The sequence below is a fragment of the Halobacterium sp. KA-4 genome (assembly GCF_021028995.1).
Classification (GTDB): Archaea; Halobacteriota; Halobacteria; order Halobacteriales; family Halobacteriaceae; genus Halobacterium.
In genome coordinates this window covers 95,347-121,120 of sequence record NZ_JAJJZG010000003.1, presented here as the reverse complement: position 1 = coordinate 121,120, position 25,774 = coordinate 95,347, and the positions used below count along the sequence as shown (strand labels likewise).

Here is a 25,774-nt window from a genome sequence, read left to right as displayed (position 1 = left end):
GAGCGGCGGAAGAACCTTGGCGGCGTCTGCTACCGGCCGAACAGCCGATAGTCCTCGTCTGGCGTGTATCGCCTGAACAGCAGACTGTTCGTGAGCACGCTGACGCTTGAGATGGCCATCGCGACCGCCGCCAGGACCGGTTGGAGCAGCCCCAGCGACGCCAGCGGAATCATCGCGGTGTTGTAGCCCAGCGCCCAGAAGAGGTTCTGCTTGATTTTCGAGAGCGTCCCCTCGCTGACGCGGATGGCCTTCACGACGTCGTAGGGGTCGTCGCGCATCAGCGTGACGTCCGCGGCCTCGATGGCGACGTCCGTCCCGGAGCCGATGGCGACCCCGACGTACGCCGTCGCGAGCGCGGGCGCGTCGTTGACGCCGTCCCCGACCATCATCGCCTGCGTGCCGTCCGCCTGAATGTCGTCGACGGCGTCGGCCTTCTCGTCGGGGAGTACGCCCGCGCGAACGTTATCGGGATCGACCCCGACCTGCTCGGCGACGGCACGCGCGGTGCGCTCGTTGTCGCCCGTGATGACGTGGACGTCGACGCCGCGCTCGCGGAGTTCGGAGACAGCGCGTGCGGAACTCTCCTTGACGGTGTCGGCGTCCGCGACGACGCCCGCGACGCGGCCATCGACGGCGACCAGCATCGCGGTCTTCCCCTCGCGTTCGAGGCGCTCCATCTCGGCTTCCGCAGGCGCGACGTCGACGCCCGCGTCCTCGAGGAGTTTCCGGTTGCCGACGAGCACTTCGCGTCCGTCAACGGTCGCCTTCACGCCCTGTCCGGGGACGTTCTCGAAGTCCTCGGCGTCGCCGACGTCGACGCCGCGCTCGCGTGCGCCATCGACGATTGCCTGACCGAGCGGGTGCTCGCTGCCGGATTCGGCGGCTGCTGCCAACCGGAGGATGAACGACTCGTCGCCCGCCGCTCCGGATTCGGGCGCCGCGAGCTCGCCGCCGTCCGGGGCCGCGTGCTCCTCGTCCGAGATGGCGACGACGTCGGTCAGTTCCATCTCGCCGGTGGTGAGCGTGCCCGTCTTGTCGAAGACGACCGTGTCGACGTCGCGGACGCGCTCCAAGACGTCGCCACCCTTGAACAGGACGCCGTTCTGTGCGCCGATGCTCGTGCCGACCATCGTCGCCGCGGGCGTCGCGAGCCCGAGCGCGCAGGGGCACGCGATGAGCACCGCTGACGCGAACACGACGACGCTGAACTCGAAGACACCCACTGCCGCTGGTCCGCCGACCACGACGCCCCACAACGGGAGCGCGCCGACGACGCCTGCCAGCGCGTCGGGGAACGCGTACCAGACGACTGCCCAGAAGACGGCGTTGGCGATGACCGCGGGCACGAAGTACGCGGAGATGCGGTCGGCGACGTTCTGAATCTCGGGCTGGCGCGACTGGGCCTCCTTGACCGTCTGGACGATTTGCTGGATGGCCGTGTCCTCGCCGACCTTCGTCGCCTCCACGACGAGCACGCCGTTCTCGTTGACCGTGGAGCCGACCACCTCGTCGCCGGGCTCCTTCGAGACCGGCACCGACTCGCCAGTGACCATCGACTCGTCGACCGCGGACTCCCCCTTGACAACCACGCCGTCAGTGGGAATCTTCTCGCCGGGCCGCACCTTCATCCGGTCGCCGACCTCGACCTCGGAGAGCGGAATCTCTTCTTCGCTGCCGTCCTCGCGAACGACGGTCGCGGTGTCGGCCTCCATCTCCAGCAGCTTCCGGAGGGCGTCGCTGGCCTGGCTCTTCGAGCGCGCTTCGAGATAGTTCCCGAGCGTGATGAACACGAGGATGAGCGCGGCCGTGTCGAAGTACAGGCCCGCCTCCGGGAGGATACCGAGCAGTGCGACGACCGAGTAGCCGTATGCGGTCGTCGAGCCAAGCGCGATGAGCACGTCCATGTTCGCGGTCCGGTTCTTCACGAGCGCCTTGTAGGAGTTCTCCAGGAACTCGCGGCCGAGCACGGCGTAGACCGGCGTCGCGAGCAGGAACTCCACCCAGCCGAAGCGCGCGCCGAAGACGGTCTCCGGGAGAATACCGCCGCCGAGGAGGTGGGTCTCCACGACGAAGAACAACAGCGGCACGGACAGCAGCGCGCCAAACAGCGTGAGGTTGCGCTGGCGGCGGGTCTCGGCCTCGCGCGCTGCGTCGGCGGCACTCCGTCTGTCGTCGGTGCTCTCGCCGTCCTCCCCGCTCTCCTCGCGGACGGGCGTGTAGCCCGCCTCTTCGATAGCGGCGTAGATGTCGTCGAAGTCCACCTCCGCGGGGTTGTAGCGGACGCTGACCTCGTCGGTGGCGTAGTTCGCGTCCACCGAGATTACTCCCGGTACGTCGCCGACGGCGTCCTCGATGGTCGTCGCGCAGTTCGCGCACGACATGTCCGTCACCGAAATCGTCCGGTCATCGTCGACGGGGTCGTAGCCGGCGTTCTCGATGGCCGCGTAGATTTCGGCCAGCGACACCTCGTCGGCGTCGTACTCGACAGCGCCGCCGTCCGTCGCGAAATTCACGTCGGCGTCGTGGACGCCGTCGAGGGACGTAACCGCGTCCGACACGGTGGACGCGCAGTTCGCGCACGTCATCCCCGAGACGTCGATGTGGACTCGTCGCTCTGTCATTGGGAACTAGTACGGTCTAATCGTTCAAGCGAGTTGTCCCTTCGGAAGCAAACTAAGAAATCGCCCGAACCTTCGAATCCAAAGCGACTGGTCGGATCTGGTGCGCGACTTACAGGTGGAGCACGGCGAACGCGGCGGCGAGCCCCACGAGCGCGACGAGGTTCAGGCCGACGGACTGCTTGTGGTAGCGCGCGAACGCGTCGGCGCCGGCGGCCTCCATCTTCGGAATCAGCTGGTAGCGCGCGTAGAGGTTCGCGAGGAACGCCGCCACGACGCCGACGTCCGCAATCAGCGGCGGCTCGGCGACGTTGGCGACGGTCGGGCCGAGCGCCCACACGACAAGCACGACTGTGCCCATCCAGATGCCGAACGAGTAGTAGCGCGGGAAGACGACGTTGACCGCGTCGCCGGCGCGCTCCTCGCCGAGTTCGTCGAACAGCGCGGGCGCGGCGACGAACGAGAAGAAGACGATGCTGCCGAGCCATATGCCGAGCGCGGCGTGCACGACGAGCGAGACGAGACTCATGTCCACCACCTCGGCGGCCACCCCTCTCAACGTTCGGGTTTTAAGTCCAGTGCACGGGTACCTCACAGCGATGTCGAGACAGGAGCGCCGCGTGCTCGCGTACGCCGGCCTCCTCGTGGCCGTCGCGGCGACGTACACCGTCGCGTTCAAGCACGGGATGGCGTTCTTCGAGGGCCGCGAGCTCACCTACGTCGAGTCCCTCCAATTCGTCGGGCAGACGTTCACCACCACTGGGTACGGCGAGTACGCGCCGTGGACGTCGAACGTGATGCTGATTACGGTCGTCGTGATGCAGCTCAGCGGCGTCTTCCTCATTTTCCTGACGCTGCCGCTGTTCGTCGTGCCATGGATGGAGGACCGCCTGGAGGTCGAGCCGCCGCGCAGCGTCGACCTCGAAAACCACGTCGTCATCTGCGGGTTCGGGGCGCGCGACGAGACGCTCGCGGCGGAACTGGACGCACAGGGCGTCGAGTACGTCGTCCTCACCGACGACCGCGACACCGCACTCTCGCTGTACGAGGACGGCTGGCAGGCAGTCCACGGCGACCCGGAGACCGAGCGCGGTCTCGAACGCGTGAACGTCGCGGACGCCCGCACGGTCGTCCTTGACGAGAGCGATGAGCGCAACGCCACCATCGCGTTGACCGTCGGCGACCTCGCGCCCGACGTCCAGACGGTGTGTTTCGTGGAGGACCCTTCGCTGGCGGAGTACCTCCGATACGCGGGCGCGGACCGCGTGCTCGGGCCGCGGGAGATTCTCGGGCGCAGTCTCGCGCGCAACGTCACGACGACCATCACGTCGCAGCTCGGGGACGCGGTCGAAATCGGCGAGGACTTCGAGGTCGTGGAGATGCCCGTCCAGTACGGCAGTGACCTCGACGGCGCCACGCTCGGCGACACTGACCTGCTCGAACCCGGCGGGGTGAACGCGGTCGGCGCGTGGTTCGCCGGCGAGTTCGTCGGCTCCCCGGACCCCGACCGCGAACTCACGCGCAACACCGTGTTACTGGTCGCCGGACGCGAGGACGACCTCGAAGCCTTCGAGGAGCGCACGCTCGCGCCCACCGACGAACAGGGCGACAAGCACGTCGTCGTCGCGGGGTACGGCGAGGTCGGGTCGACCGTCCGCGAGGTGCTCGACGAGGAAGACATCGACACGACGGTCGTGGACATTGAGGACCGCCCCGGCGTGGACGTCGTCGGGGACGCCACAGAGGGCGGGACGCTACGCAGCGCGGGCATCGAGGACGCAACCGCGCTCGTACTCGCGCTCGGCGACGACACCTCGACTGTGTTCGCCACGCTCGTCGCCCGCGAGGAGAGCGAGCGCGTAGAGATTCTCTGCCGGGCGAACGACACCGAGAGCGCCCGCAAACTGTACGCGGCGGGCGCGGACTACGTGCTGTCGCTGGCGACCGTCGCCGGCCGGATGCTCGCCCAGACCATCCTCGACGAGGACGTGATGGCCCTCGACAAGCAAATCGACGTCGTGCGCACCGAGGCACCGGCGCTCGTCGGCCAGACGCTCGCGGAGGCGGACGTCCGCGCTCGCACCGGCTGTACGGTGGTCGCGGTCCAGCGCAACGGCGACGTCGTCTCCCAGCCCGACGCCGACTTCCGGATTCGAGAGGAGGACGCGCTCGTCGTGGTGGGCGCGGACGCGGACGTCGCACGGTTCAACGAGGTTGCGGGCGTGCACGCGGGTCCGCCGTGACCGCGCCCTCGAGAAACGTCCCGGAAGTGATAGCTCGCCAGCGAGCGCGCACGCCGGACGTGGGCGTACTGCCGCAGTAGGACGTTATCCACCGTTGAAACCGGCGTGGGGCCCGCTATCCCGCACATACTTATGTGTCTCCGTGCAACTATCAGCAAGCGGAACAGGCCGAGGTGACGTCGGTTTCGCCCGTACAAATGACGTACAACGTCGACGGGGTGCTCCCCACCGGGCTCGTTTCGGGGTTCGACGACGGCACGAACCTCCTGTTGAGCGGCCCGGCGATGTCTGGTAAGCGCGAACTCCTCCTGTCGCTGCTGGAGCGCGGCGAGGCCGACGGCGACGGCTCTGTCATCGTGACTGCCCGCGACCCGGCGGAGGAGGTGGCCAACGAGTACGCTGACGCGGTCGGCGCGGAGCCCCGGTTCCTCCGCATCATCGACTGCGTCAGCACGCAGAGCGGCAGCGCTACGAACGGCGACAACACCCACTACGTCTCCTCGCCGGGCGACCTGACCGGGATGGGCATCGAGTTCTCGGAAGTCGCGCGCAGCGCCGCCGACGCGGGCGTCGACCGGCTCCGCGTGGGCTTCGACTCGCTGTCCCCCCTGTTGATGTACGTCGACCTCCAGCGGCTCTTCCGGTTCCTCCACGTGTTCACGAGCCAGATACAGTCACAGGGCTGGCTGGGCGTGTTCTCCGTCGACCCGGAGAGCCACGACGACCAGACCATCAACACCATCAGTCAGTTGTTCGACGGCGTCGTCGACGTCCGGCTGAACGACGACGGCGACCGCGAAGTCCGTGTCCGCGGCGTCACGGACGTGCCGACTGAGTGGACCGTCGTGGAGTGACGGCCTAGAACTGGCGTTCGTGACGCGCGGCAGCGACCTCAACGACTAATTCCCTCTCCGGACTGTATGCGAGGTGCGTAGCGCACTTGCAATCCGTCGCACCCAAGCCCGCAAGCGGCGTTCCAGCCTCGTTCAGCGCGCGTGCGGTCTCGCATTCGATTTCCTCGTTCTCGGTGACGTAGACTTCCCTGATGCGTGACTCCGGGTGCCCGAGCAGGTAGTCGACGTGCCAGTGGCGGGCGTCGGACTTACCGCGTGCGAGCCGCTGGTGGCGTTCGACGCGCGTCAGTCCGCCAGCGCCGAACGCGCGGCCGGTGTACGCGTACCAGCCCGCGTCGAGGTCGTACTCGCCGCGCGCGCCGAATTCGACGGTCGCCGGTGCCGCGAGTTCCACGAGCAGCGTGTACGTGCCCGGTTGCATCCTCACTCGTGGCCCGAGGCGGGCACGGGCTCGTAGGGCTCCTCAAGATAGTCGATGTCCGAGTCCGGGAGGTCGATGTCGAGGGCTTCGACGGCATCCTCTAGGTGTTCGACGCTGGACGTGCCGACGATGGGCGCGTCCACGCGGTCCTTGTGGAACAGCCACGCAAGCGCGATTTGGGCCATCTTCACGTCCTTCTCGTCGGCGAGCTCCTGCACGCGCTCGTTGACTTCCGGGCCGCCGCCCTGCCGGTAGGGGTGCTCGTAGAGGCGCTTCTCGCTGGCGCCGCGCTGGGTGGCTTTGACGTCCTCGTGGGGTCGCGTGAGGTAGCCGCGCGCCATCGGCGACCACGGCATCACGCCGATGCCCTCCTTCTCGCAGAGCGGCAGCATCTCGCGTTCTTCCTCCCGGTAGACGAGGTTGTAGTGGTTCTGCATCGTCGCGAACCGCTCGTAGCCCTCGCGCTCGCTGGTGTGCAACGCGTCCGCGAACTGGTGGGCCCACTGCGAGGACGTCCCGATGTAGCGCGTCTTCCCGCGCCGCACGGCGTCCGTGAGCGCCGCCAGCGTCTCGTCGATGGGCGTGTCATAGTCCCAGCGGTGGGTCTGGTAGAGGTCCACCGTCTCCATCCCGAGGCGGTCGAGCGAGTTGTCTAACTCCTGCTCGATGGCCTTCCGGGAGAGCCCGCCGGAGTTCGGGTCGTCCGGGTCCATCTGGAAGTACCCCTTCGTGGCGACGACCTGCGCGTCGCGGTCGTAGTCCGCGAGCACGTTCCCGAGCACGCGCTCGCTCTCTCCCATCGAGTACATGTTCGCGGTGTCGAAGAAATTCACGCCCAACTCGATGGCGCGCTCGATGACGGGGCGCGCCTCTTCCTCGTCTAGCACCCATGGCCGCCAGTCCGAGGAGCCGAAACTCATGCAACCGAGACAGATTCGGGAGACCTCCAACCCAGTATCGCCGAGTGTCGTGTACTCCATACGCGAGGTGTCGGCCGCGTCGCTCAAAGGCGTTCGCCCGGCGGAAGTCGCGAGTGGGAGCCTCAGAAGAGGCCGACGCCGACCGCATACCCCCACTCCATGCCGCTAATCGCGAGGAACGTCAGCGCCGCACCGAGCAGCTCGCCGTTCTTGATGAAGTCGGTCATCTCGCTCTGGGCTTGCTCCTCGGACGCCGCCCAGAAGTCGTGAATCGCGGGCGACGTGACGAGGAGGAACACCGCGACCATGCCCGCGCCGATGGTCGCGTACGCGCCGGCGAGGATGGAGAGGCCGCCGAGTATCAACATTACGCCCGACGCGACGACGCCGACGCGCGGCGCGGGCACGCCCTTCGCGTCCGCGTAGCCCGTGAGCTGGTCGACGTTCATGAAGTGGTTGACACCCTGGAACGCGATGAGGCCGCCGAACAGCACGCGGCCCACCAGCAGGAACGCCCCAGCACTTCCGGTTATCGCCACAAACGCTCACCCCCTGTGTTGTGCGACATATCCGGGAGCAGAGCCGTCCGACTGAAACCAGTTGTAGCCGCGCGTGTCACCCGCTTTCGGTCTGCAATCCGGAAACGAGACGAAACCCCTCCTAGCCGTGAAGTAGCTCGGCGTCTTCCCGAATCCGCTCGTAGATGCTATGGGCCCACTCAATGGCGTGGCGCTCGTCGTTCTCGACGACGCCAGCGAGCCCATGGTCGTCGAAGACGAGCGCGCAGACGACCGTGCGCTCGGGCTGCTCGGCGAGCACGAGTCCGTAGTCGAGCACCGTGGTCGCCTCTCGGAGCGTCAACCGACCGGTTCCGAGCGCCTCCTCGACGGCGTCGGCGTGCGACGAGACGAGTTCGTCCAGCGCCGCGGGCGCGACGGTGAGGTCGACCGGTGCCGCTCCGTCCACGATGCGGTCGCGGAATTGGGAGACGTTCTCGTCGAGGACGGCCGGCGCGAAGCCCCGTATCGCGGTCGCCTCCTCGACGACCGACTGGTACGCGACGTACGGGCGCTGTGGCGCGACGGGGTTCGACTGCACGACGTCCGCGCCGCGCAGCAGCGCGCCGTCGATTGTCGCGTCCGCTGGCAGCACGTCCAGCAGGTCGCCCGCGGTGTCGAGCGCGTCGAGAAGGTCCACGAAGTCGTCGTAGGCGTCGAGCGCGAGGCGCCCGCGGAGCGTGAGCGAGACGGCGTCGTCGCGGGCGACGAACCCGTGTGCTTCGAGCGTGCGCACCGCGCGGTCGACGGTCGACCGCGAGACCGACTGTGCCGCCGCGAGATCCTGCTTCGCGCGTGGGCCGTCCCGGAGCGGGCGCAGCAGCTCCGCGCGCTGGGCGAGCAACGCGACGGCGTTGTCGGCTTCGGTCATCGTGTCACCGGACGAGTGTCAACTACTGACTACGAGTATATAAATGACCGGCAGGGTTATCACTCTTCTTCGGTTTCCGAGTGGGTGTGCAAGCGGTAACGTGAAGGCCTCCGCGTATCGACAGTTGGGTGCTGGTGTACGAACACCGGCTGTGCCTCTGACATGCTCCACGCCGCCGGCAATTTGTCGGCGGCTACCGGAGCGCCGACAGAACATCTCGTAGCCACGGTTCCGTCTAGTACTCCCGATTCCGTCCAGCTACGCAACCGACTCCACGAGTTCCGGCCGGTCGTTCGCCGGATTGTTGACCGCCTGCGACACCGGCCACGCCTGTAACTCGACGTCGCTCGGTTCGAGGAGGTCGCTGGGGTCGTCCGCGGACAGCCACCGCTCGCCCGCCTCGGGGTCGAGCACGACCGCCATCCGATGGTGGTAATCCGCGAGGAAGTCGTTGGGTTCAGTCGTGACGACGGTGAACGACCGCATCGGTTCGGCGTCTCGACTCGGGCCGCCACTCCCGAACTCGCCGAGCCCGGTCTGTTTCTGCTCGGGCGTCCACGTCTCCCACAGCCCCGCCAGCAGGAGCGGCCGGCCGTCGGCCCGCGTGACGAAGTACGGCTGCTTGCTGTCGCCGGTCTCGGCCCACTCGTAGAACCCGTCCGCGGGTACCAGGCACCGCCGTTCCCGGTACGCCTCCGCAAACAGCCGGCGCTCGGTCAGCGTCTCCGCGCGAGCGTTGATCGGGTCGGGACCGGCCTTCGGGCCCTCGGACCACGACGGCACCAGCCCCCAGCGCGCCGTCGAGAACGCCGCCGGGTCGTCGTCCAAGAGGACGGACAACTCCTCCGAGGGCGCGGCGTTGTACGTCGCCTCGTAGCTGGCGTCGTCCAAGCCGAACTCCGCGGCGAGGTCCTCCGGGTCGCTGAACAGCGCGTACCGGCCACACATACCCGCGAAGAAGGACTGGACGGTAAAAGTCAGTCCGGTAGCGCGGCTTCGAGGTCGTCGACGACCGACTGGTTCCCGACGAACGTCGGCACGCGCTCGTGGAGCGTCTCAGGCTCGACGTCGAGCAGCGACTGCGAGCCGTCGCTGGACGCGCCGCCGGCCTGCTCGACGACGAACGCGATGGGCATCGACTCGAAGTGTGCCCGGAGTTTGCCTTCCGGACGGGACTGCAGCCCCGGATACCCGAAGACGCCGCCGTACGTCAACACCTGGTTCACGTCCGCAATCATCGCGCCGCCGTAGCGGAGTTTCAGCTCGTCCTCGACGTCGCGGACGAACGACTCGAAGTCGGCGGTCCAGTCCGGCACGCGCCCGCCGAACCCGTAGACGACCGGGTCGTCGGGAAGCTCGACGGGGCCAAGGTCCGTGCGCCCGTCGTCCTCGACGAGGTACTCGGTGACCTCGCCGTCACGAGCGACCGTCATCGTCGTAATCGGACCGTACAGCACGAACCCTGCGGCGACGAGGCTCCGGCCGGAGGCGGGCAGTCGCTCGTCGTAGACGCCGACGACGGTCCCACAGGGGTTGTTCGACTTCACGTTCGAGGAGCCGTCCAGTGGGTCGACGGCGACCGCGTAGCCGTCGTCGGCGTCCCCGACGACTTCGAGGGTGTCGCGCTCCTCGCTGGCGTACCAATTCACGCCGTCGATGTCGGCGAACCGCTCGAACAGCAGGTCGTCGGCCCACAGGTCCGCCTCCAGTTGCACGTCCCCGGAGACGTTCTCGGTCGCCGCTTTCGTGCGGCGCTTGGGAAGGCCGTCACGAATCTCGGGGGCGGCGTCGGCGACGACGTCGAAGACTGCCTCGACGACCATCAGATTCGGCCGAGTGCTTCGTCGACGCTCGTCTCCTCGTAGATGACTGCTTCGAGCGCGTCGAGGAACGGTTCGGGTTCCTCGCGCTGCCAGACGTTCCGGCCGACCGCCAGCCCCTTCGCGCCGGCGTCGACGGCACCCTTGACGCTCTCGAGGAAGTCGCGGTCGCTAGTCTTCGACCCGCCGGACATCACGACGTCCGTCGGCCCCGCCATGTCGACGGCGTGCGACATCGCGTCCGTGCTCCCCGGGTACTTTACCTTCGCGACGTCCGCGCCGAGTTCCAGCGCCTGCCGCGCCGCGTACGCGATGGTGTCCGGCGACGTGTCGTTCTTGAGGCCCTGCCCGCGCGGATACGACCACATCACGACCGGGAGGTCGTAATCCCGGGCGGCCTCCTGGGCGCGCCGGAACTCCTCGGCCATCTCGATTTCGTTGTTCGAGCCGCCGTACAGCGTGAAGCCGATGGCTTCCGCGCCGAGTTCGGCGGCGTAGTCGACCGACCAATTCACCGCCGAATCGGGCTCGCCCATCCAGAGGTTCGACGTGCCGTTGAGCTTCGCGAGCAGGTTCACGTCGTCCTCGTAGGAGGGGTAGTACGCCTCGGCGATGCCCTTCTGCACGGCCATCGCCGACACCGCGTCGTGGGTGGCGATGTCCCAGACGTTGCCGGGGTCCATCGTCTCGGGCACTTCCTCGAAGTCCACCGGGCCGTGTTCGAGCCCGTGGTCGTACGCGAGAATCAGTACCTTCCCGTCGCGCGAAATCGGAGAGTCCTCGAAGGGACGCATCAACTGCACGTGTGGCGAGGACGTATAAGTGTCTAACTGTCCGCGAGCCGCGCCGAGACGCCGGTTATATGCATATTTACTGCACTCCGAGTAACTACTGTTCGAGATCGGCGGCGGCGCGCTTCCACGCCGCGACCTCGCCCTCGGAGATGCCCAGCGAGTCCGCGACGTGCTCGACGTGCGCAGTCGCGAGGCTCCTGACCGAGGTCACACCCGCGCGAGCCAACAGCTCCGCGTCGCGGCCGTCGACGCCGTCGACGGCGGTCACGGGCGTCGGCGTCGACTGCTCGCGCCACTCGCGCTCGTCGCGCTCGGGCGACGCCTCACCGTCGTCGCCGTTTGGCCACGATCGCTCGCGCCACGCAGCCTCGTCCTCGGTTTCGTCGACGCCGGTCTCTGCACCGCCGCTCGGAGTGACGGGCTGCTTGCGCCACGCCGACTCCTCGGCGGTCGCGTCCCCGCTGCCGTCGGCGGACGCCTCGTCCTCACCGTAGCTCGCAGCGACCCACTCACGCTCCTCGTCGTGGAGGCCTCGCACTTGCTCGGCGCGTCGGTCGAGGTCCTGGCCGCCCTCGAACGACCACTGGAGGGAGTGCTCACGGCGGATGCGTGCGGCGACCCCGGGGTTGACGCCAAGTTCGACGAGTTCGGCATGCGAGACCGCCTTCGATTCGAGGTCTCGGGCGTCCACGCCGGTGTCGACGAGGACATCCGCGGTCGCTGGCCCGACGCAGCTCAGCGACAGCAACGCGTCCCGCGTGTCCTCGTCTGCCACAGTTGCTGGGACGAAGCCCCCGGAGGTGCTTGAGTGTTTCCACGTTCCGGCATCCTTAGGTGTCAGCCAGTCGCAGTCGCGGCTATGCGAGACCTCCAAGACATCGAGACGGTCGGCGTCGTCGGCGCTGGCACGATGGGTGCCGGCATCGCGCAGGTCGCCGCGACCGCCGGCTACGACGTCGTGATGCGGGACATCGAGACGGAGTTCGTCGAGCAGGGCTTCGACCGCATCGAGGAATCTCTGGACCGCCTCGTGGAGAGGGGCGAGGTCGACGCCGACGAGCGCGGCGACATCCGCGACCGCATCGTGGGGACGACCGACCTTGAGGACTTCTCGGAGTCGGACCTCGTCGTAGAGGCGGCCGTCGAGAATATGGACATCAAGCGGGACATCTTCGCGGAGTTGGACGACGAAGTCCCCGACGACGTGCCGCTGGCGACGAACACGTCGACGCTCTCGATTACGACCATCGCAGCCGCGACACAACGCGAGGACCACATCGTCGGCCTCCACTTCATGAACCCAGTCCCCATCATGACCGGCGTGGAGGTTGTTGTCGGCGAGAAGACCAGCGAGGAGGTCGTCGACCTCGCCCACGGCTTCGCCGAAGCTCTCGGCAAGGAGACGTGGGAGTCCGACGACAAGCCCGGGTTCGTGACGAACCGAATCTTGATGCCGTGGATCAACGAGGGCATCCGCGCGTTCGACGAGGGCGTCGCCACGAAGGAGGACATCGACAAGGGAATGAAACTCGGCACGAACGTCCCGATGGGGCCCCTCGAACTGGCCGACCACATCGGCCTCGATATCTGTTACGACGCCAGCGAGACGCTCCACGAGGAGCTCGGTGACCGCTACAAGCCCGCGTACCTCCTCAAGCGCAAGGTCGACGCCGGCGACCTTGGGAAGAAGACCGGGAAGGGGTTCTACGACTACGACGAGAAGCTGTAAGCGGACCCGAATCGTCCACGAAGAGCTTGCAGACGGCGAACGGATTCCGGTGTGCGCTGCCGCCGTTCCACATCTGAGCACACCGGGCGGCTGTTAGGTCACGGGTTGGTCCCGGCTTCTTACTTGAACCTACGCGAGAGGTGGTACCGTTGCCAGCCGAGAAACTGGTAGCCAAGCATCTGCGAGCCGAGCGCCTCGAAGAGGACGAGGCGAGCGGTTCACCGAGCGCGAACGCAGTGAGCGCTCGGGCCGACGACTGAGGGGGTGAGCGTAGCGAACGAACCGAAGGAGGAGTGCTTTTAGTGAAGGTTTTGTTGAGGGCGCGCGGAGCGCGCCCTCAGCGCAAAACGTGCCTTAGAAGCTACTCTTCAGTTTCTCGAAGAAGCCCTGGTCGACGTCGATTTCTTCGCCGCCGGCTTCCGCGAACTGCTCGAGGGCTTCGCGCTGTTCGTCGTTGAGGGACTCCGGCGTGACGACCTGCACAGTGACGTAGAGGTCGCCGCTGCCGCGGCCGCGCAGCCGGGGCATCCCCTTGCCTTTGAGGCGGAAGGTTTCGCCGCTCTGGGTGCCGGCGTCGAGGTCGAAGGTCGCGCCGCCGTCGAGCGTGGGGACTTCGATTTCGTCGCCGAAGACGGCCTGGGGGAACGAGACGGCGTGTCGGTGGTGGAGGTCGTTGCCGTCGCGCTCGAAGTCCGGGTGGTCTTCGACGTCGACTTCGACGAGCAGGTCCCCGTTGCGGGCGCCGCGGTCGCCCGGCGCGCCTTCGCCGTCCATGCGGAGCGTCTGCCCGGAACGGATGCCGGCGGGCACGTCCACAGTGAGCGTCGCCTGTTCACGGACCTGTCCTTGCCCGCTGCAGGTCGAACACGTCTCGGAGGCGAGTTCGCCGTCGCCGCCGCAGCGCGAACACTCCTGGGTCTGCTGGACGCGGCCGAGCGGGGTCTGCCGGACCTGCGTCACCTGCCCTTGGCCGTCGCACTGCGGGCACGTCCGCACGTCGGCGTCCTCGGGGTAGCCCGCGCCGTCACAGTCGGGGCACGCTTCGGGCCGTCGGACGGTGACCTGCTTCTGGACGCCCTCGTAGGCTTCTTCGAGCGAGATAGTGAGGCGGGTGCGGAGGTCGCGACCGGGCTGGGGGCCGCCCTGCTGGCCGCGGCCGCCACCGCCGAAGAACTGGTCGAAGATGTCGCCCATCCCGCCGGCTCCCCCGCCGCCAGCGCCGCCGAACGGGCCGCCGCCCATGCCGCCCGCGCCACCATCGGCGCCGCCGCGCTTCTCGGCTTCCGTGAAGCGCTCGTGACCGAGCTGGTCGTAGCGCTGTCGCTTCTCCTCGTCGGTGAGGACGTCCTTGGCCGTCTGTATCTTGTTGAACTTCTCTTCGGCGTCGGGATCGTCGTTGACGTCCGGGTGGTACTCCGAGACCTTCTCGCGGTACGCCCGCTTGATCTCCTCCTCGGAGGCGTCCCGGGAGACGCCGAGAGCTTCGTAGAAGTCCTCGCTCATCAGTTATGCGTACGTATCCGATTGAGACACTTGAAACGCGCGCTTGTCGGCGTTGGGCGCGGCGACGCCGTCGAATCCGATTCGGTGCGGGATGCCTCCGGGCGATTCCGAGTCCTCACGGTGAGGATAGGAGTAACGGCTGTGTGGCACAGCCCTCGACACAGTTGTTCGACCGCGACAGCGGGACGTTCAAACCGAGAGAACAAGTCGTGTTGTAGACCGGCAAATATCCCACTGCGGTACGGGAAGTCTCGCCGTTTACGGCGAGGAGGATATCTCGGTGGACTGGTTGACGAGTTCGTCGTGGTGGACTTCGTAGATGGTGACCGCTTCGTTCCGGTAGGCCGCTTCGATACCGGGGTCGCTTTCAAGCGACCCGACGTCGTATTCCTCGCGTTCGAGCGGACCGACCCAGACGTACTGAACATCGTGTTTGTCGAGGAGGACGGCGCGCGAGCGCGCGTTGTTCGTCTCGTAGATGATGCCGACGTCGTCAACGCGCTGGTAGTACGGCGCGTCGCCGCGGTAGCCGGTCTCGTGGAACCAGCCCGCGACCGTCGGCAGCCCCGTGAGCGTCGAGACGGGGTTCTGCCAGCCGCGACTCAGCCCCGGCTTCTCGACAAACGGCGGCGTCCCGGTTTCGCGCTCCATCCAGAGCACTGACTGCGTCTCACTCACTTCGTCCTCGAACCACTCCATTGCGGCGACCTCCTGCGGGTGGTCGGCCCGGTGTTGGGCGTACCCGTCCAGCGATGGCTCTACTCCGTCTTGATACGGTTCGACGACGTCCGTCGCAACGACAAGGGGCGCGAACAGCGCTGAGGAGACGAGCACGACCGCGAGCACGACCGAGACGGCGGTCATGGCGATCGCCGCGCTGGACTGCCGGATCTCGGCCAGCGAGGGCGCGGAGTCTCGAACGTCGCCGACGAGAATCGTGGCGATGGGACCGGCAGCGAGCCCGCAGAACACCCACCCCTGGATGGCGACTTTCAGCGTCGTGTTCCAGCGCGCGAGCTCGAACGGGTGAACCTTGGCGTGGACAAGTTCCATCGCGAGCACGAGGCCGATGCCGCCCACGACGAGCATCGCCTCGAAGCCCGCCGACTCTCGGAAGCGCATCGCGAGCCACGCGCCCGCGACGACTGGCAGGAGGACAACGATGGCACCGAGGTCACCGACGAGCGCGCCGATGCCGACCACGACGGCGACTGCGCCGAGTGCTTTCGCCACGTCCGTCGCGCTACTGTCCTCAACGGCGGAGAGCCGCGTGAACAGGTACATCGCGAACAGCGCGAACAGTGCGCCGTAGATGAGTAGCACGCCGGCGGCAGTCGTACGCGGCGGGAGCAGCCCGATGCCGTCGTTCGGCGGGACGCTCGCGAGCAGGAATGGCGACGCGAGCACGTACCCGACGACGCCGACGCCCGCGGCGACGACCGCCGCGAGCACGGTCCGCCACGCCTCCGCGAGCACGAGCGAGCGCCGCGACTCGTCCCGGTTGGGTGCGACGGCCTGAACTCGCTCCCCGACGCGGCCCGGCACGAGCGTCGCGGGATGCGGGCCAGCGTAGACGACCGCGAGCCACGCCATCCCGACGGCGCTCGGTAGCGACCACGTGTTCGTCACGCCGAAGTAGCCCGCGACCGTACCGAGTCCGCCGAACAACAGGCCGGCGCGGCGCTTGCGAGCGGTCATCGGCGCCTGTACGTAGGCGTACGCCAGCGCGGCCGAAAGCACGAGGAAGCCGGTCGTCACAGTGTGGCCGTGCATGTCTGCTTTCACGAATGAGTACAGCGGGAACTCCTGGAGCGTGCCCTCGACGACGTAGCGCGTGTCCCACCAGCCCCACGAGGACAGCGACGACTGCTCGAACAGAATCTGGGGGTAGTCCGAGCGGTTCAGGTTGAACGCCGCCCGTCCCCATTTCACGGCGAGGTCGCGGGGGAGCTGCCCGAGCGCGAACCGGACGATTGTCACGGCGTTCCCGGCGAACGCGACGAAGAACACGCCGAGCGCGCCGCCGAGACGCCGCGAGTAGCCACGGTCCCGAGTCATCCACCCACACAGCGAGTACGCGCCCACGACGAGCGTCCCGAAGTAGCCCGCGAGCGCGACGTTGTGGACGTACTCTACGCTCGTGTTCGTGAAGAACGCCCCGACCGCGTTGAAAACGGGAAGCCCGTAGTAGTAGCGCACCGGCTTCCCCGCGTACCACATGTCCTCGGGCGGCAGCGCCTCTGCACGCAGCACGGCGTTCAACAGCCCGGTGTGGAGGAACTTCTCGCCGCCCCAGCCGCTCATCACGGGGTTCATCGACCGCAGAGCGAGCACGAACCCGAACCCGACCGTGAACACCGCGAACGCACCCGCGACCCGGTTCCAGTCGTAGTCGGCGAGTCCGCGACGTTGCGCGAGCCGATGACCCACGGCACCGAGCGCGACCAGCGCCGCCACGCTCACGAGCGCGGTCCACGGCCCGAAACTGAACTGCCCGACGTAGAACGCGACCATTGTGACGACGACAGTCGCGATTGGAATCGCGAACCCTGCGCCGTCGTCGGGCGCGGACGGGAACAGCAGCCGGGCTATCGGCAGCGCGGCGACGAGGAACGCGCCGTACAACACGAGCCAACGGAGGACGACGGCGGCGTCTGACATATCGAAGTGGCGGACCACGCCGCGCATAAACCTTCTGTCATCGGGGCCTCAGCACGGCTCTCGAACGTAGAAGAACGGCAGCGAGAAATTCGTTCGGCGGGTCGCGTCAGTTTCGATTAGCCGTCTCCTGAGCCGAGGCAGACAGCGAGTCGCGTTACTCGTCTGCGTCGTCCTCTTCGACGTCTTCGAAGTCGGCGTCCACGAACTCCTCGTCGTCGCCGTCAGCGCCAGCACCGGGGCCTGCACCACCCATGCCACCCATGCCGCCCATGCCGGCTCCGGCGCCGCCAGCGCCAGCCTGCGCTTCCTGCTGGTAGGCCTGCTTGCCGATTTCCTGCAGGGTTTTACTGAGGGACTCGGTGGCGTCCTCGAGCTCGTCAGGGTCGACGTCGTCCTCGTCGAGGAGGTCTTCGAGGTTCTCGATTTCGTCGTTCACGTCGGCTTCGAGGTCCTCGTCGACGAGTTCCTCGTTCTCCTCGAGGAGGCTGTTCGCGCGCTGAATCGCGGTCTCGGCCTCGTTGCGCGCCTCGATGCGCTCGCGGCGCTGCTCGTCCTCCTCGGCGTGCTGTTCGGCCTCCTCCTGCATCTCCTCGATTTCCTCGTCGCTAAGGCCGACGCCGCCCTCGATGGTGATGGACTCGGCGTTGCCGGAGCCCTTGTCCTCGGCTTCGACGTTCACGATGCCGTCGGCGTCGATTTCGAACGTGACCTCGATTTCGGGGGTGCCCGCGGGCGCCGGCGGGATGCCCGTGAGCTGGAAGTCACCGAGCAGTTCGTTCTCGTTGGCGATTTCGCGTTCGCCCTGGAAGACGCGAATCTGGACGCTCGTCTGGTTGTCTGCGGCGGTCGTGAACACCTTCGACGCGGTCGTCGGGATGGCGGTGTTCTTCTCGATGAGGCGCTCGAAGAGCCCGCCCTTCACCTCGATACCGAGGCTGAGCGGGGTGACGTCCACGAGCACGATGTCGTCGACTTCGCCGGAGAGTACGCCGCCCTGAACGGCCGCGCCGAGCGCGACGGCCTCGTCGGGGTTGACGTTCTTCTTGGGCTCCTGGCCGACGAGTTCCTCGACTTTCTCCTGGACCTGGGGCATCCGCGTGGAGCCACCGACCAGGATGACTTCGTCGATGTCGTTCTTCGAGAGGCCGGCGTCCTCGAGAGCCTGCTCTGTCGGGCCGACGGTGCGCTCGATGAGGTCCGCGGTGAGGCTCTCGAATTTGGCGCGCGTGATGTCCTGTTCGAGGTGGACCGGACCCGAGTCGGTTGCCGTCACGAACGGGAGGTTGACGGTCGTCTCCTTACGCGAGGAGAGTTCGATTTTGGCTTCCTCGGCGGCGTCCTTGAGCCGCTGGAGGGCCTGCTCGTCGTCGCGCAGGTCGATGCCGTGGTCGTTTTCGAACTCGTCGGCGAGGTAGTCGATGATGGCCTGGTCCCAGTCGTCGCCACCGAGGTCGTTGTCCCCGTTGGTCGCGACGACCTCGTAGACGCCGCCACCGAGGTCGAGGATGGAGACGTCGAAGGTGCCGCCGCCGAGGTCGTAGACGAGGACGGTCTGGTCTTGTTCCTCGTCGAGGCCGTACGCCATCGACGCGGCGGTCGGCTCGTTGACGATGCGCTCGACCTCGAAGCCCGCGATTTCGCCGGCGTTCTTCGTCGCCTGGCGCTGCTTGTCGTTAAAGTACGCGGGGACCGTGATGACGGCCTTCTCGACGTCCTGGCCGAGGTACTCTTCGGCGTCGTGCTTGATCTTCTGGAGAATCATCGCCGAAATCTGCTCCGGCGTGTACTCCTCACCGTCGAGTTCGACCGTGTAGTCCTCGCCCATATGGCGCTTGATGGACGCGACGGTCTGGTCGGAGTTCTGGACGGCCTGATTCTTCGCGGGTTTCCCGATGAGGCGCTCGCCGTCGTCGAACGCGACCACCGAGGGGGTCGTGCGGTCGCCTTCGCTGTTGACGATGATTTCGGGGTCTCCACCTTCCATCACCGCGAACGCGCTGTTCGTGGTGCCGAGGTCGATGCCCAAAATCTTCTCACTTGCCATGTTACCCGTGTGTAAGCCGCGTTTTCCCTTTAAGCCTTGCTAGTGTCATCGAGTCCCACGAACGAGCAGGTCGCCGCACTCTTGCGGTTTTCCCGACTACCGGAAAAACGGGCCGGCGGATTTATCACGAACCGATGGGCTATCGATGTGCCGTCAGCCGAAAATATCTGAGAACTGCGGGATGTTACTTGTCGCCGGAACCGTCGCTGACGGTGACCTGCGCGGGCCGGAGCACTTTCCCGCCCATCTCGTAGCCCGAGCGGTAGACGTCTGCGACCGTGCCCTCGGGCTGGTCGCTGTCCACGCGCATCATCACTTCGTGGCGCTGCGCGTCGACGTCCTCGCCGGCGGACGGTGAAATTTCGGAGACGCCCTCCGCGTCGAGCACGCGGTCGAACTCCTTGCGCGTGAGTTTCACGCCCTCGCGGAGGCTGTCCACGTCCCCGGACTCCTCGTCGAGCGCTCGACCGAGGTTGTCCCGCACGTCCAGCAAGCGCTCGACGAGGTCCTCCGTTGCGCGCTCCCGGATGTCCTCCTGGCGCTGCTTCGCGCGCTGCTTGTAGTTCTGGAAGTCCGCCTGTTTGGCCTGCAGTCGCTCCGTCAGGTCGTCGATTTCGGCTTCCGCCTCGGAGAGGTCGTCCTCCAGTTCCGCGACGCGGGCTTCGAGGTCCGCGACCTCGTCGCCGAGGTCCTCGTCGTGCTCGCGGACGCGCTCAGCCAGCGACTCCCTGCTGGCATCTTCGGCGTCGGCAGCCTGCTCGGCGTCGTTGCTCATGTGCGTCAGAAACGGATACTCGGGTTTACGGATTTCGGGACGCCCGTGCTCGGTGTCACCGAGTCCGACGACTAATTAGCGTCCACTTCCTACCTCCCCGCGTGACAGTCCGGCTGGCATTCGAGGACGGCACGCTCCGCGTCGAGCACGACGGCGACGGCCCGCCCATCGACGGCGTCGCCAGCCTGCCCGGCGTCGAGTACGACGAGCGAACGGAGACGGGACGAGCGCCCGCGATGGGGTACGCCGACCTCATCGCGTACCTCGACGCGCGCGAGATTCCCTACGAGGACGACGCGCTCCACGCCGCCGACCTTGACGTCGAATCCGCCTACGAACTCCGGGACTACCAGCAGGACGCCCTCGACGCGTGGGCCGCCAACGACTGCCGCGGAGTGCTCGAACTACCAACTGGCTCGGGGAAGACGGTCATCGGCCTGAAGGTCATCGAGGCGGTCGGCAAGTCGGCGCTCGTCGTCGTGCCGACCATCGACCTGCTGACGCAGTGGAAGCGCGAACTCGGGACCGAGTTCGACTGCGATATCGGGCAACTCGGCGGCGGCGAGCAAGTAGTCGAGTCGATTACGGTGGCAACCTACGACTCCGCGTACCTCCGTGCGGACGACCTCGGCGACCGGTTCGGGCTCGTCGTCTTCGACGAAGTCCACCACCTCGGCGGCGAGGAGTTCCAGAACATCGCGCGCCTGCTCGCCGCGCCCGCCCGTCTCGGTCTGACGGCGACGTTCGAGCGCCCGGACAACGCCCACGAGGTCGTCGCGGACCTCGTCGGTGACGTGGTCTACCGGCTCTCCGCGGACGATCTCGCGGGCGATCACCTCGCGGAGTACGACGTCAAGCGCCTCGAAGTCCCGCTCACAGCCAAGGAGCGCGAGCGCTACGAGGACGCCCAAGGGACGTTCACGGACTACCTCAAGCAGTCGAACGTCCAGTTGCGCTCGGGCAGTGACTACCAGGAACTCGTGAAGCGCTCCGGGAACGATCCGCGAGCGCGGGAGGCACTACTCGCGAAACAGCGCGCGCGCCGCATCGTCCGCGAGAGCGACGCGAAAGTGCAGCGCCTCGAAGGCATCCTCGACCGCCACCGCCGCGACCGCGTCATCGTGTTCGCGGCGTCGACGGACCTCGTCTACCGGCTCTCCGAGCAGTTCCTCCTGCCCGCCATCACCCACGAGACGGGTGCCAGCGAGCGCCGGACCATCCTGGAGAAGTTCCGCAGCGGCGACTACTCGCGAGTCGTCACGGCGAACGTCCTCGACGAGGGCGTGGACGTCCCGGACGCGAACGTCGCGGTGGTGTTCGCGGGCAGCGGCAGCGAGCGTGAGTTCACGCAGCGCCTCGGGCGCGTGCTCCGCCCCAAAGAAGATGGCGGGCGTGCGCTACTGTACGAACTCGTGAGCGCCGACACCGCGGAAGAACGAGTTGCTGACCGCCGCCGTTAGTCCTCGACGAGGTCCGTGTTCCAACTGGGGTTCGTGACGTCGTCGTAGGCGACGTCGTACTCGACGCGGACGACCGTCGTCTCGTTCGGGCCGAGGGTGACCTCTCGGTCGCGCGTGTAGGCCTCGTCGTCGAACTCGGTGTTGACGTACAGCGTCCCCGACGCCTCGCGGCCGGAGGGGTTGCTGACGGTGACGACGACCACGACGTTCCCGTTCTCGCCTTCCTCGTACGTGGACTCGGCGACCGTCAGCCCGGCCTCGTCGTCGCCGCTTCGCAGGCAGCCCGCGAGCGGGAGGGCGACGCTCGCGGCGGCCGTCCGTCGGAGCAGCGTCCGCCGGTTCATACGTCTCGGTCCGGGCGTACCGGCAAGAATCTTCTGTATCCTTTTGTGCGCGCGCCGCCAACCTCAGAGTGTGCTGACGAAAGACCTTCTGCGAGTGTCCCGAGCGGGCGGCGGCTACCAGCCGCAGTTCGCGACCGAGGACGACGAGGCACTCGCGGCGCGCGTGCTCGGAACCTTCCAGGGGCACGTCGGCGAGGAGCGCGCGCAACTCCGCGAGTCGCTGACCGACCTGGAGCAGGAGGCACGCGACTTCAAACTCGTGCGCGGGCTCGCACACCTCGTCGAGCGCGACGCGACCTTCGAGGTGCGGTCCGCAGTCGACTCGCGGTCGGCGCGCCGCGCGGCGTTCACGGCCGCCGAGGACGTGGGCGTCGTCCACGCCGACGAGCGCGAACGAGCGCTCTCCGAGGCTGCCGAGGGCTTCCCGGGAGACGTAACCTCTGACGAACTCGCGGCCTCGCTGTACGCCGATCGCGAGACTCGCGAGGTGCTCACCGAGGTTTCCTCGCGCTGGACGCCCGCGTCGCTGGTCGCCCAGTACAACCTCTCGCTCGCCCAGACCGCGCTGTTCGACGCGACCGAACTCCGCGTGCGTTCTTCGGATCCACGGCGCCTCGTCTCCGCGGTGAAGCGCCTCGGCCTGCTCTACGAGGTGATTCCCGCCGAGGATGGCGAGGGCCGCGAGGTCGTTCTCACGGGCCCGGACGCGCTGTTCCAGCGCTCGCGGCGGTACGGCACGCGGTTCGCACGCGTCCTCCGGACGGTCGCGAAGTGCGACGACTGGCGAATCGAAGCCACCATCGACGACCGCGGCCGCGAGCGCCTGCTCGAACTCTCGGCGGGCGACTTCGACGTCCCGGACGCCGACCCCGTCACCGACGTGGAGTACGACAGCGGCGTCGAACGCGAGTTCGCCGCGCGCTTCCAGTCGCTGGACCTGGACTGGGAGCTCGTCCGCGAACCGGACGTGCTCGCGGCGGGCGACCGCCTGATGGTGCCGGACTTCGCGTTCGACTACGCGTTCGGCGACGAGCGCGTCTACTTCGAGATTATGGGATTCTGGACGCCCGAGTACGTCGAGAAGAAACTCTCCCAACTGGACGCCACCAACGAGACCCTCCTCGTGGCTGTGGACGCGAGCCTCGGCGTCGGCGAGGACGTCGAGTCCCGCGACCACCGCGTCGTCGAGTACACGGGCTCCGTGCGCGTGAAGGATGTCGTGGACGCGCTCCGCGACCTCGAAGCCGACCTCGTCGCCGAATCCGCGGCCGCGCTCCCGGACGAACTCGCGCCCGACGCGGACGCAATCACGCTCGCTGACCTCGCGGCGTCCCGCGGCGTCAGCGAGGACGCCATCGAGGACGTGGACTTCCCTGAGCACGAACTCGTGGGTCGCACGCTCGTCCGTCCGGACGTGCTCGACGACGTGACGGCGGAACTGGAAGCGGGCATGTCGCGAGATGATGCCGAAGCCGTCGCGGAAGAGTACGGCGTCGACGACGCAAGCGCGCTGTTCTCCCGGCTCGGCTACCGCGTCGAGTGGGAGGGGTTGAGTGGTGGAACGTTGCGCGAGAAAGACTGATTAGAGGTCCCGGCGGTTGCCCTTCGGCACCATCGACTTGAGGTCGCCGTACGTGTAGAGGCCGACGCCGATGGGTTCGACGCCGCCCGCAAGTTCGTGGGCGACGACGAGGTAGCCCCAGTCGCCGTCCCACTCTATCTCCTGCTCCTCGCCGGCGACGAAGCGCTTCGCGGGCTCGTCGTCGAGCACGAGGACGTTCTGCTCGGCGTCGCGGCCGAACCGCTGGACGGCGTCGGTCGTGGGCTTCCAGTGCTCCTGCCGCGTGCGCAGGATTTTCAGGCCGAGCGCCTCGACGGGCACCGGCTCCCCGGGGTCGTAGGGGAGCGCCCAGACCTTCCCCTTGCCCTTCTCCCAGAACGTGTACTCGTCGAAGGTGTCCTCGGGGACGGCGAACCGGTCGACCCACCAGTCCACGACGGCCTCGCGAGACGGCCGACCTTTGACCGTCCGGTCGGCGCCCGTCTCGGGGAGGCGGTCGAACTGGCCGCTTCTGTTCCGGCGGAAGTGGTCGATACCGCTGTCACCACCGCCGTCGCTGGAACCGCGGTCGTCGTCAGTCACGCCGTCACCTCTAGTTTCGCGGCGAAGAACCCTCCCGTGTCGTTCTGGTGGGGGTAGTAGCGGCGCGTCTTCGTCAGCGAGTCGTCGTACGTCTCGTCGTTCCACTCCGTGATTCCGAGCGAGGATTCGAGGCCGGTGTCGAACTCGACGAGCCGACAGTCGCCGTCGGAGAGGGCGCTGTCGACGACGGCCTCGTTCTCTTCAGGGGCGAACGTGCACGTGGAGTACACCACGGTCCCGCCCTCGCGAGTGAGTTCGATGGCGCGTTCGAGGATGTCCGACTGGAGCGCCGCGAGGTTCCGGCTGGCACTCGCGCCCGCACCGTCGAGGGCGTCGGCGTTCTTGCGGACGGTGCCCTCGCAGGTGCAGGGTGCGTCGACGAGCGCGCGGTCGAAGGCGTCCACGTTCGGGAACGCGTCGAGCGTCGCGCGGCGAGCGTCCGTGTTCGTCACCGCCGCGCACGTGATGCCGAGGCGGTCGCAGTTCCCGCGCAGCGCGGAGAGGCGGCCGAGGTTGTCGTCGTTCGCGACGACCAGCCCCTCGTCGTTCATCTCTGCCGCGATTTGAGTGGTCTTCCCGCCGGGCGCGGCACACGAGTCCCAAACGACCTCCCCCGGTTGCGGATCGAGAATCGCGGGCGGCACGGCCGACACTTCCTCCTGGCCGTGAATCCAGCCGTGGACGTAGGGCCATGTGTTCCCCGGTTTGCCGGTGGCGACGCCCAGCACGTCGCTGTTCCAGTCGCGGCCGTAGACGTCGACGCCCTCGGCTTCGAGGGCGTCGACCACGCGGTCCCGGGTCGCCTTGATCGAGTTGACCCGGACCGTCGTGGGGAGGTGGCGTTCGCAGGCGTCGAGGAACGCGTCGAAGTCCTCGATAATCGGCTCGTATCGCGAGAGCGCGTCCATTACCGCCTCGTAGGTCCGACGGGCGCTTGTGGGTTACGCTCGCCGCCGGCCGATTCGTTGCGCGCCGCCCCCGAATTTAAGCCGTCTCCGGGAGTCGGTGCACTCATGGCGAGCATTCGCATCAAAACGGAGTTCGACCTCGACGACCCGACGCTCGTCGAGGGGTTGCCGGGCGTCGGCCTCGTCGGCAAGATCGCGACCGACCACCTCGTCGACGCCTTCGACATGGAGTACGTCGCGAGCGTGGACTGCCAGAACATCCCCCGCGTCTCCGTCTACGAGGAGGGCACCCGCGACATTCTCCCGCCCGTCCGGCTGTACGCCGACGAGTCCCGGGACCTGCTCGCGCTCCAGTCCGACGTCCCGCTGGCACGCGACACCGGCGGCGAGTTCGCGGACTGCATCACCGAGTGGCTGACCGACAACGATGCGACGCCGCTGTACCTCAGCGGCCTCCCCGTGCAGAACCTCGACCCCGCGAACGTCCCCGAGGTCTTCGGCATCGCCAGCGGCGACGCCGCAAGCCGCCTCGACGCCCAGGATATCGGGACGCCGCCCGAGCGCGGTCTCGTCAGCGGTCCGACGGGCGCGCTCATCAACCGCGCGGCAGAGAGCGACATCGACGCCATCGGCCTCGTCGTCGAGTCCGACCCACAGTTCCCCGACCCCGCGGCGTCCAAGCGCCTCCTCGACGACGCCATCGAACCGCTCGCCGACATCGACGTCTCCACGGAGAAGCTCGTCGAGGAAGCCGAGCAGATCCGCGAGCAGAAGAAGCGCCTCGCCGAGCGCATGCAGGAAGCCGAAGAGGAGGAGTCAACGCAGGCGCGCCCGATGCGGATGTTCCAGTAGCGTCGCGCCGACTCCGAGTTCAACCTCGGCTACTTACAGAAACACGATTCAGATTACCGTTAAGCGGGTGGCGATTCCAGTCGACTCTATGAGAACGCCACGACGTGCTAACCCTCCGCTCGTCAGACGCAGGCTCTCGAACACTACCCAGGCTACTGTGCTTGCCTCCGACAGTTTGGATGCACGAGACGGAACGCGACAGCACCACGAACTCCGTCCGGCGCGTTCCCTCGAAACGTATGCGACTCCACGTCGGA

Annotated in this window: 23 protein-coding genes and 1 pseudogene; 7 read left to right on the top strand and 17 right to left on the bottom strand. The window is 67.4% G+C overall.

Annotation, left to right across the window (positions count from 1 at the left end; translation table 11 throughout):
• Positions 1 to 29: 29 nt before the first annotated feature.
• Entirely contained in the window at positions 30 to 2,621 is a 2,592-nt protein-coding gene (locus LPA44_RS04720; protein WP_230888442.1) for a heavy metal translocating P-type ATPase, read from the bottom strand.
• Between the two features lie 109 nt (positions 2,622 to 2,730).
• Entirely contained in the window at positions 2,731 to 3,147 is a 417-nt protein-coding gene (locus LPA44_RS04715; RefSeq protein ID WP_230888441.1) for a DUF4149 domain-containing protein, read from the bottom strand.
• A gap of 70 nt (positions 3,148 to 3,217) precedes the next feature.
• Here LPA44_RS04715 and LPA44_RS04710 point away from each other — a divergent pair, with 70 nt between their 5' ends.
• Together LPA44_RS04710 and LPA44_RS04705 are read left to right on the top strand one after the other, a co-directional pair.
• The gene (locus LPA44_RS04710) at positions 3,218 to 4,861 is read left to right on the top strand and encodes a potassium channel family protein (RefSeq protein ID WP_230888440.1); all 1,644 of its coding nucleotides are present in this window, start codon (positions 3,218 to 3,220) and stop codon (positions 4,859 to 4,861) included.
• A gap of 197 nt (positions 4,862 to 5,058) precedes the next feature.
• Positions 5,059 to 5,715: an RAD55 family ATPase gene (locus tag LPA44_RS04705; RefSeq protein WP_230888439.1), complete on the top strand. Its 657-nt coding sequence runs from the start codon at positions 5,059 to 5,061 to the stop codon at positions 5,713 to 5,715.
• A 4-nt stretch (positions 5,716 to 5,719) separates the two neighbouring features.
• Here LPA44_RS04705 and LPA44_RS04700 read toward each other — a convergent pair whose 3' ends face one another.
• From LPA44_RS04700 to LPA44_RS04665, 8 genes are all read right to left on the bottom strand, one after another.
• Positions 5,720 to 6,136: a GIY-YIG nuclease family protein gene (locus LPA44_RS04700; RefSeq protein WP_230888438.1), complete on the bottom strand. Its 417-nt coding sequence runs from the start codon at positions 6,134 to 6,136 to the stop codon at positions 5,720 to 5,722.
• A 2-nt stretch (positions 6,137 to 6,138) separates the two neighbouring features.
• Positions 6,139 to 7,116: an aldo/keto reductase gene (locus tag LPA44_RS04695; protein WP_230888437.1), complete on the bottom strand. Its 978-nt coding sequence runs from the start codon at positions 7,114 to 7,116 to the stop codon at positions 6,139 to 6,141.
• 62 nt (positions 7,117 to 7,178) lie between these two features.
• Entirely contained in the window at positions 7,179 to 7,595 is a 417-nt protein-coding gene (locus LPA44_RS04690; RefSeq protein ID WP_230888436.1) for a DoxX family protein, read from the bottom strand.
• Between the two features lie 121 nt (positions 7,596 to 7,716).
• Entirely contained in the window at positions 7,717 to 8,484 is a 768-nt protein-coding gene (locus tag LPA44_RS04685; RefSeq protein WP_230888435.1) for a helix-turn-helix transcriptional regulator, read from the bottom strand.
• A 258-nt stretch (positions 8,485 to 8,742) separates the two neighbouring features.
• Positions 8,743 to 9,432 carry an SOS response-associated peptidase gene (locus tag LPA44_RS04680; RefSeq protein WP_230888434.1) on the bottom strand — a complete coding sequence of 230 codons (690 nt, stop codon included), beginning with the start codon at positions 9,430 to 9,432 and terminating at the stop codon, positions 8,743 to 8,745.
• A gap of 29 nt (positions 9,433 to 9,461) precedes the next feature.
• Positions 9,462 to 10,307, bottom strand: coding sequence for a class 1 fructose-bisphosphatase (locus LPA44_RS04675; RefSeq protein ID WP_230888433.1), 846 nt, complete (start codon positions 10,305 to 10,307; stop codon positions 9,462 to 9,464).
• Positions 10,307 to 11,098, bottom strand: coding sequence for a class I fructose-bisphosphate aldolase (locus LPA44_RS04670; protein WP_230888432.1), 792 nt, complete (start codon positions 11,096 to 11,098; stop codon positions 10,307 to 10,309). Before LPA44_RS04670 ends, LPA44_RS04675 begins: the two co-directional genes overlap by 1 nt.
• 94 nt (positions 11,099 to 11,192) lie before the next feature.
• On the bottom strand, positions 11,193 to 11,873 hold the full coding sequence (locus tag LPA44_RS04665) for a DUF7409 domain-containing protein (RefSeq protein ID WP_230888431.1): 681 nt from the start codon (positions 11,871 to 11,873) through the stop codon (positions 11,193 to 11,195).
• 84 nt (positions 11,874 to 11,957) lie between these two features.
• On the opposite strand from LPA44_RS04665, the gene LPA44_RS04660 reads away from it, so the two are divergent.
• Positions 11,958 to 12,827: a 3-hydroxyacyl-CoA dehydrogenase family protein gene (locus tag LPA44_RS04660; RefSeq protein WP_230888430.1), complete on the top strand. Its 870-nt coding sequence runs from the start codon at positions 11,958 to 11,960 to the stop codon at positions 12,825 to 12,827.
• 354 nt (positions 12,828 to 13,181) lie between these two features.
• Here the strand turns inward: LPA44_RS04660 and dnaJ are convergent, their stop codons facing one another.
• Positions 13,182 to 14,330, bottom strand: coding sequence for a molecular chaperone DnaJ (dnaJ, locus tag LPA44_RS04655; RefSeq protein ID WP_230888429.1), 1,149 nt, complete (start codon positions 14,328 to 14,330; stop codon positions 13,182 to 13,184).
• A gap of 107 nt (positions 14,331 to 14,437) precedes the next feature.
• Here dnaJ and LPA44_RS18350 point away from each other — a divergent pair.
• Positions 14,438 to 14,548 (top strand): annotated as a pseudogene (locus tag LPA44_RS18350) (RNA-guided endonuclease TnpB family protein); the annotation flags it as partial.
• Positions 14,549 to 14,588: 40 nt separating this feature from the next.
• On the opposite strand, the gene LPA44_RS04650 reads toward LPA44_RS18350, so the two are convergent.
• From LPA44_RS04650 to LPA44_RS04640, 3 genes are all read right to left on the bottom strand, one after another.
• Positions 14,589 to 16,991 (bottom strand): DUF2298 domain-containing protein, encoded by a 2,403-nt coding sequence (locus LPA44_RS04650; RefSeq protein WP_230888428.1) that lies wholly within the window; start codon positions 16,989 to 16,991, stop codon positions 14,589 to 14,591.
• A gap of 154 nt (positions 16,992 to 17,145) precedes the next feature.
• A complete protein-coding gene (gene dnaK / locus LPA44_RS04645) occupies positions 17,146 to 19,035 on the bottom strand; it encodes a molecular chaperone DnaK (protein WP_230888427.1) in 1,890 nt (629 codons plus the stop codon).
• A 184-nt stretch (positions 19,036 to 19,219) separates the two neighbouring features.
• Complete coding sequence (locus tag LPA44_RS04640; RefSeq protein ID WP_230888426.1) at positions 19,220 to 19,810, bottom strand: nucleotide exchange factor GrpE; 591 nt, start codon at positions 19,808 to 19,810, stop codon at positions 19,220 to 19,222.
• A 101-nt stretch (positions 19,811 to 19,911) separates the two neighbouring features.
• Here LPA44_RS04640 and LPA44_RS04635 point away from each other — a divergent pair, with 101 nt between their 5' ends.
• Positions 19,912 to 21,270, top strand: coding sequence for a DEAD/DEAH box helicase (locus LPA44_RS04635; RefSeq protein ID WP_230888425.1), 1,359 nt, complete (start codon positions 19,912 to 19,914; stop codon positions 21,268 to 21,270).
• On the opposite strand, the gene LPA44_RS04630 is transcribed toward LPA44_RS04635, so the two are convergent.
• Positions 21,267 to 21,614 (bottom strand): hypothetical protein, encoded by a 348-nt coding sequence (locus LPA44_RS04630; RefSeq protein ID WP_230888424.1) that lies wholly within the window; start codon positions 21,612 to 21,614, stop codon positions 21,267 to 21,269. The two genes, LPA44_RS04635 and LPA44_RS04630, sit on opposite strands and share 4 nt — an antisense overlap.
• Positions 21,615 to 21,684: 70 nt before the next feature.
• On the opposite strand from LPA44_RS04630, the gene LPA44_RS04625 reads away from it, so the two are divergent.
• Positions 21,685 to 23,196, top strand: a complete 1,512-nt coding sequence (locus tag LPA44_RS04625; RefSeq protein WP_230888423.1) for a DUF790 family protein — start codon at positions 21,685 to 21,687, stop codon at positions 23,194 to 23,196.
• Here LPA44_RS04625 and LPA44_RS04620 read toward each other — a convergent pair whose 3' ends face one another.
• Both LPA44_RS04620 and LPA44_RS04615 read right to left on the bottom strand, forming a co-directional pair.
• On the bottom strand, positions 23,197 to 23,709 hold the full coding sequence (locus tag LPA44_RS04620) for a DUF7122 family protein (protein WP_230888569.1): 513 nt from the start codon (positions 23,707 to 23,709) through the stop codon (positions 23,197 to 23,199). It abuts the gene before it with no gap.
• A gap of 44 nt (positions 23,710 to 23,753) precedes the next feature.
• On the bottom strand, positions 23,754 to 24,665 hold the full coding sequence (locus LPA44_RS04615) for an RsmB/NOP family class I SAM-dependent RNA methyltransferase (protein WP_230888422.1): 912 nt from the start codon (positions 24,663 to 24,665) through the stop codon (positions 23,754 to 23,756).
• Positions 24,666 to 24,770: 105 nt separating this feature from the next.
• On the opposite strand from LPA44_RS04615, the gene LPA44_RS04610 reads away from it, so the two are divergent.
• On the top strand, positions 24,771 to 25,517 hold the full coding sequence (locus LPA44_RS04610; RefSeq protein ID WP_230888421.1) for a proteasome assembly chaperone family protein: 747 nt from the start codon (positions 24,771 to 24,773) through the stop codon (positions 25,515 to 25,517).
• Positions 25,518 to 25,774: the final 257 nt, after the last annotated feature.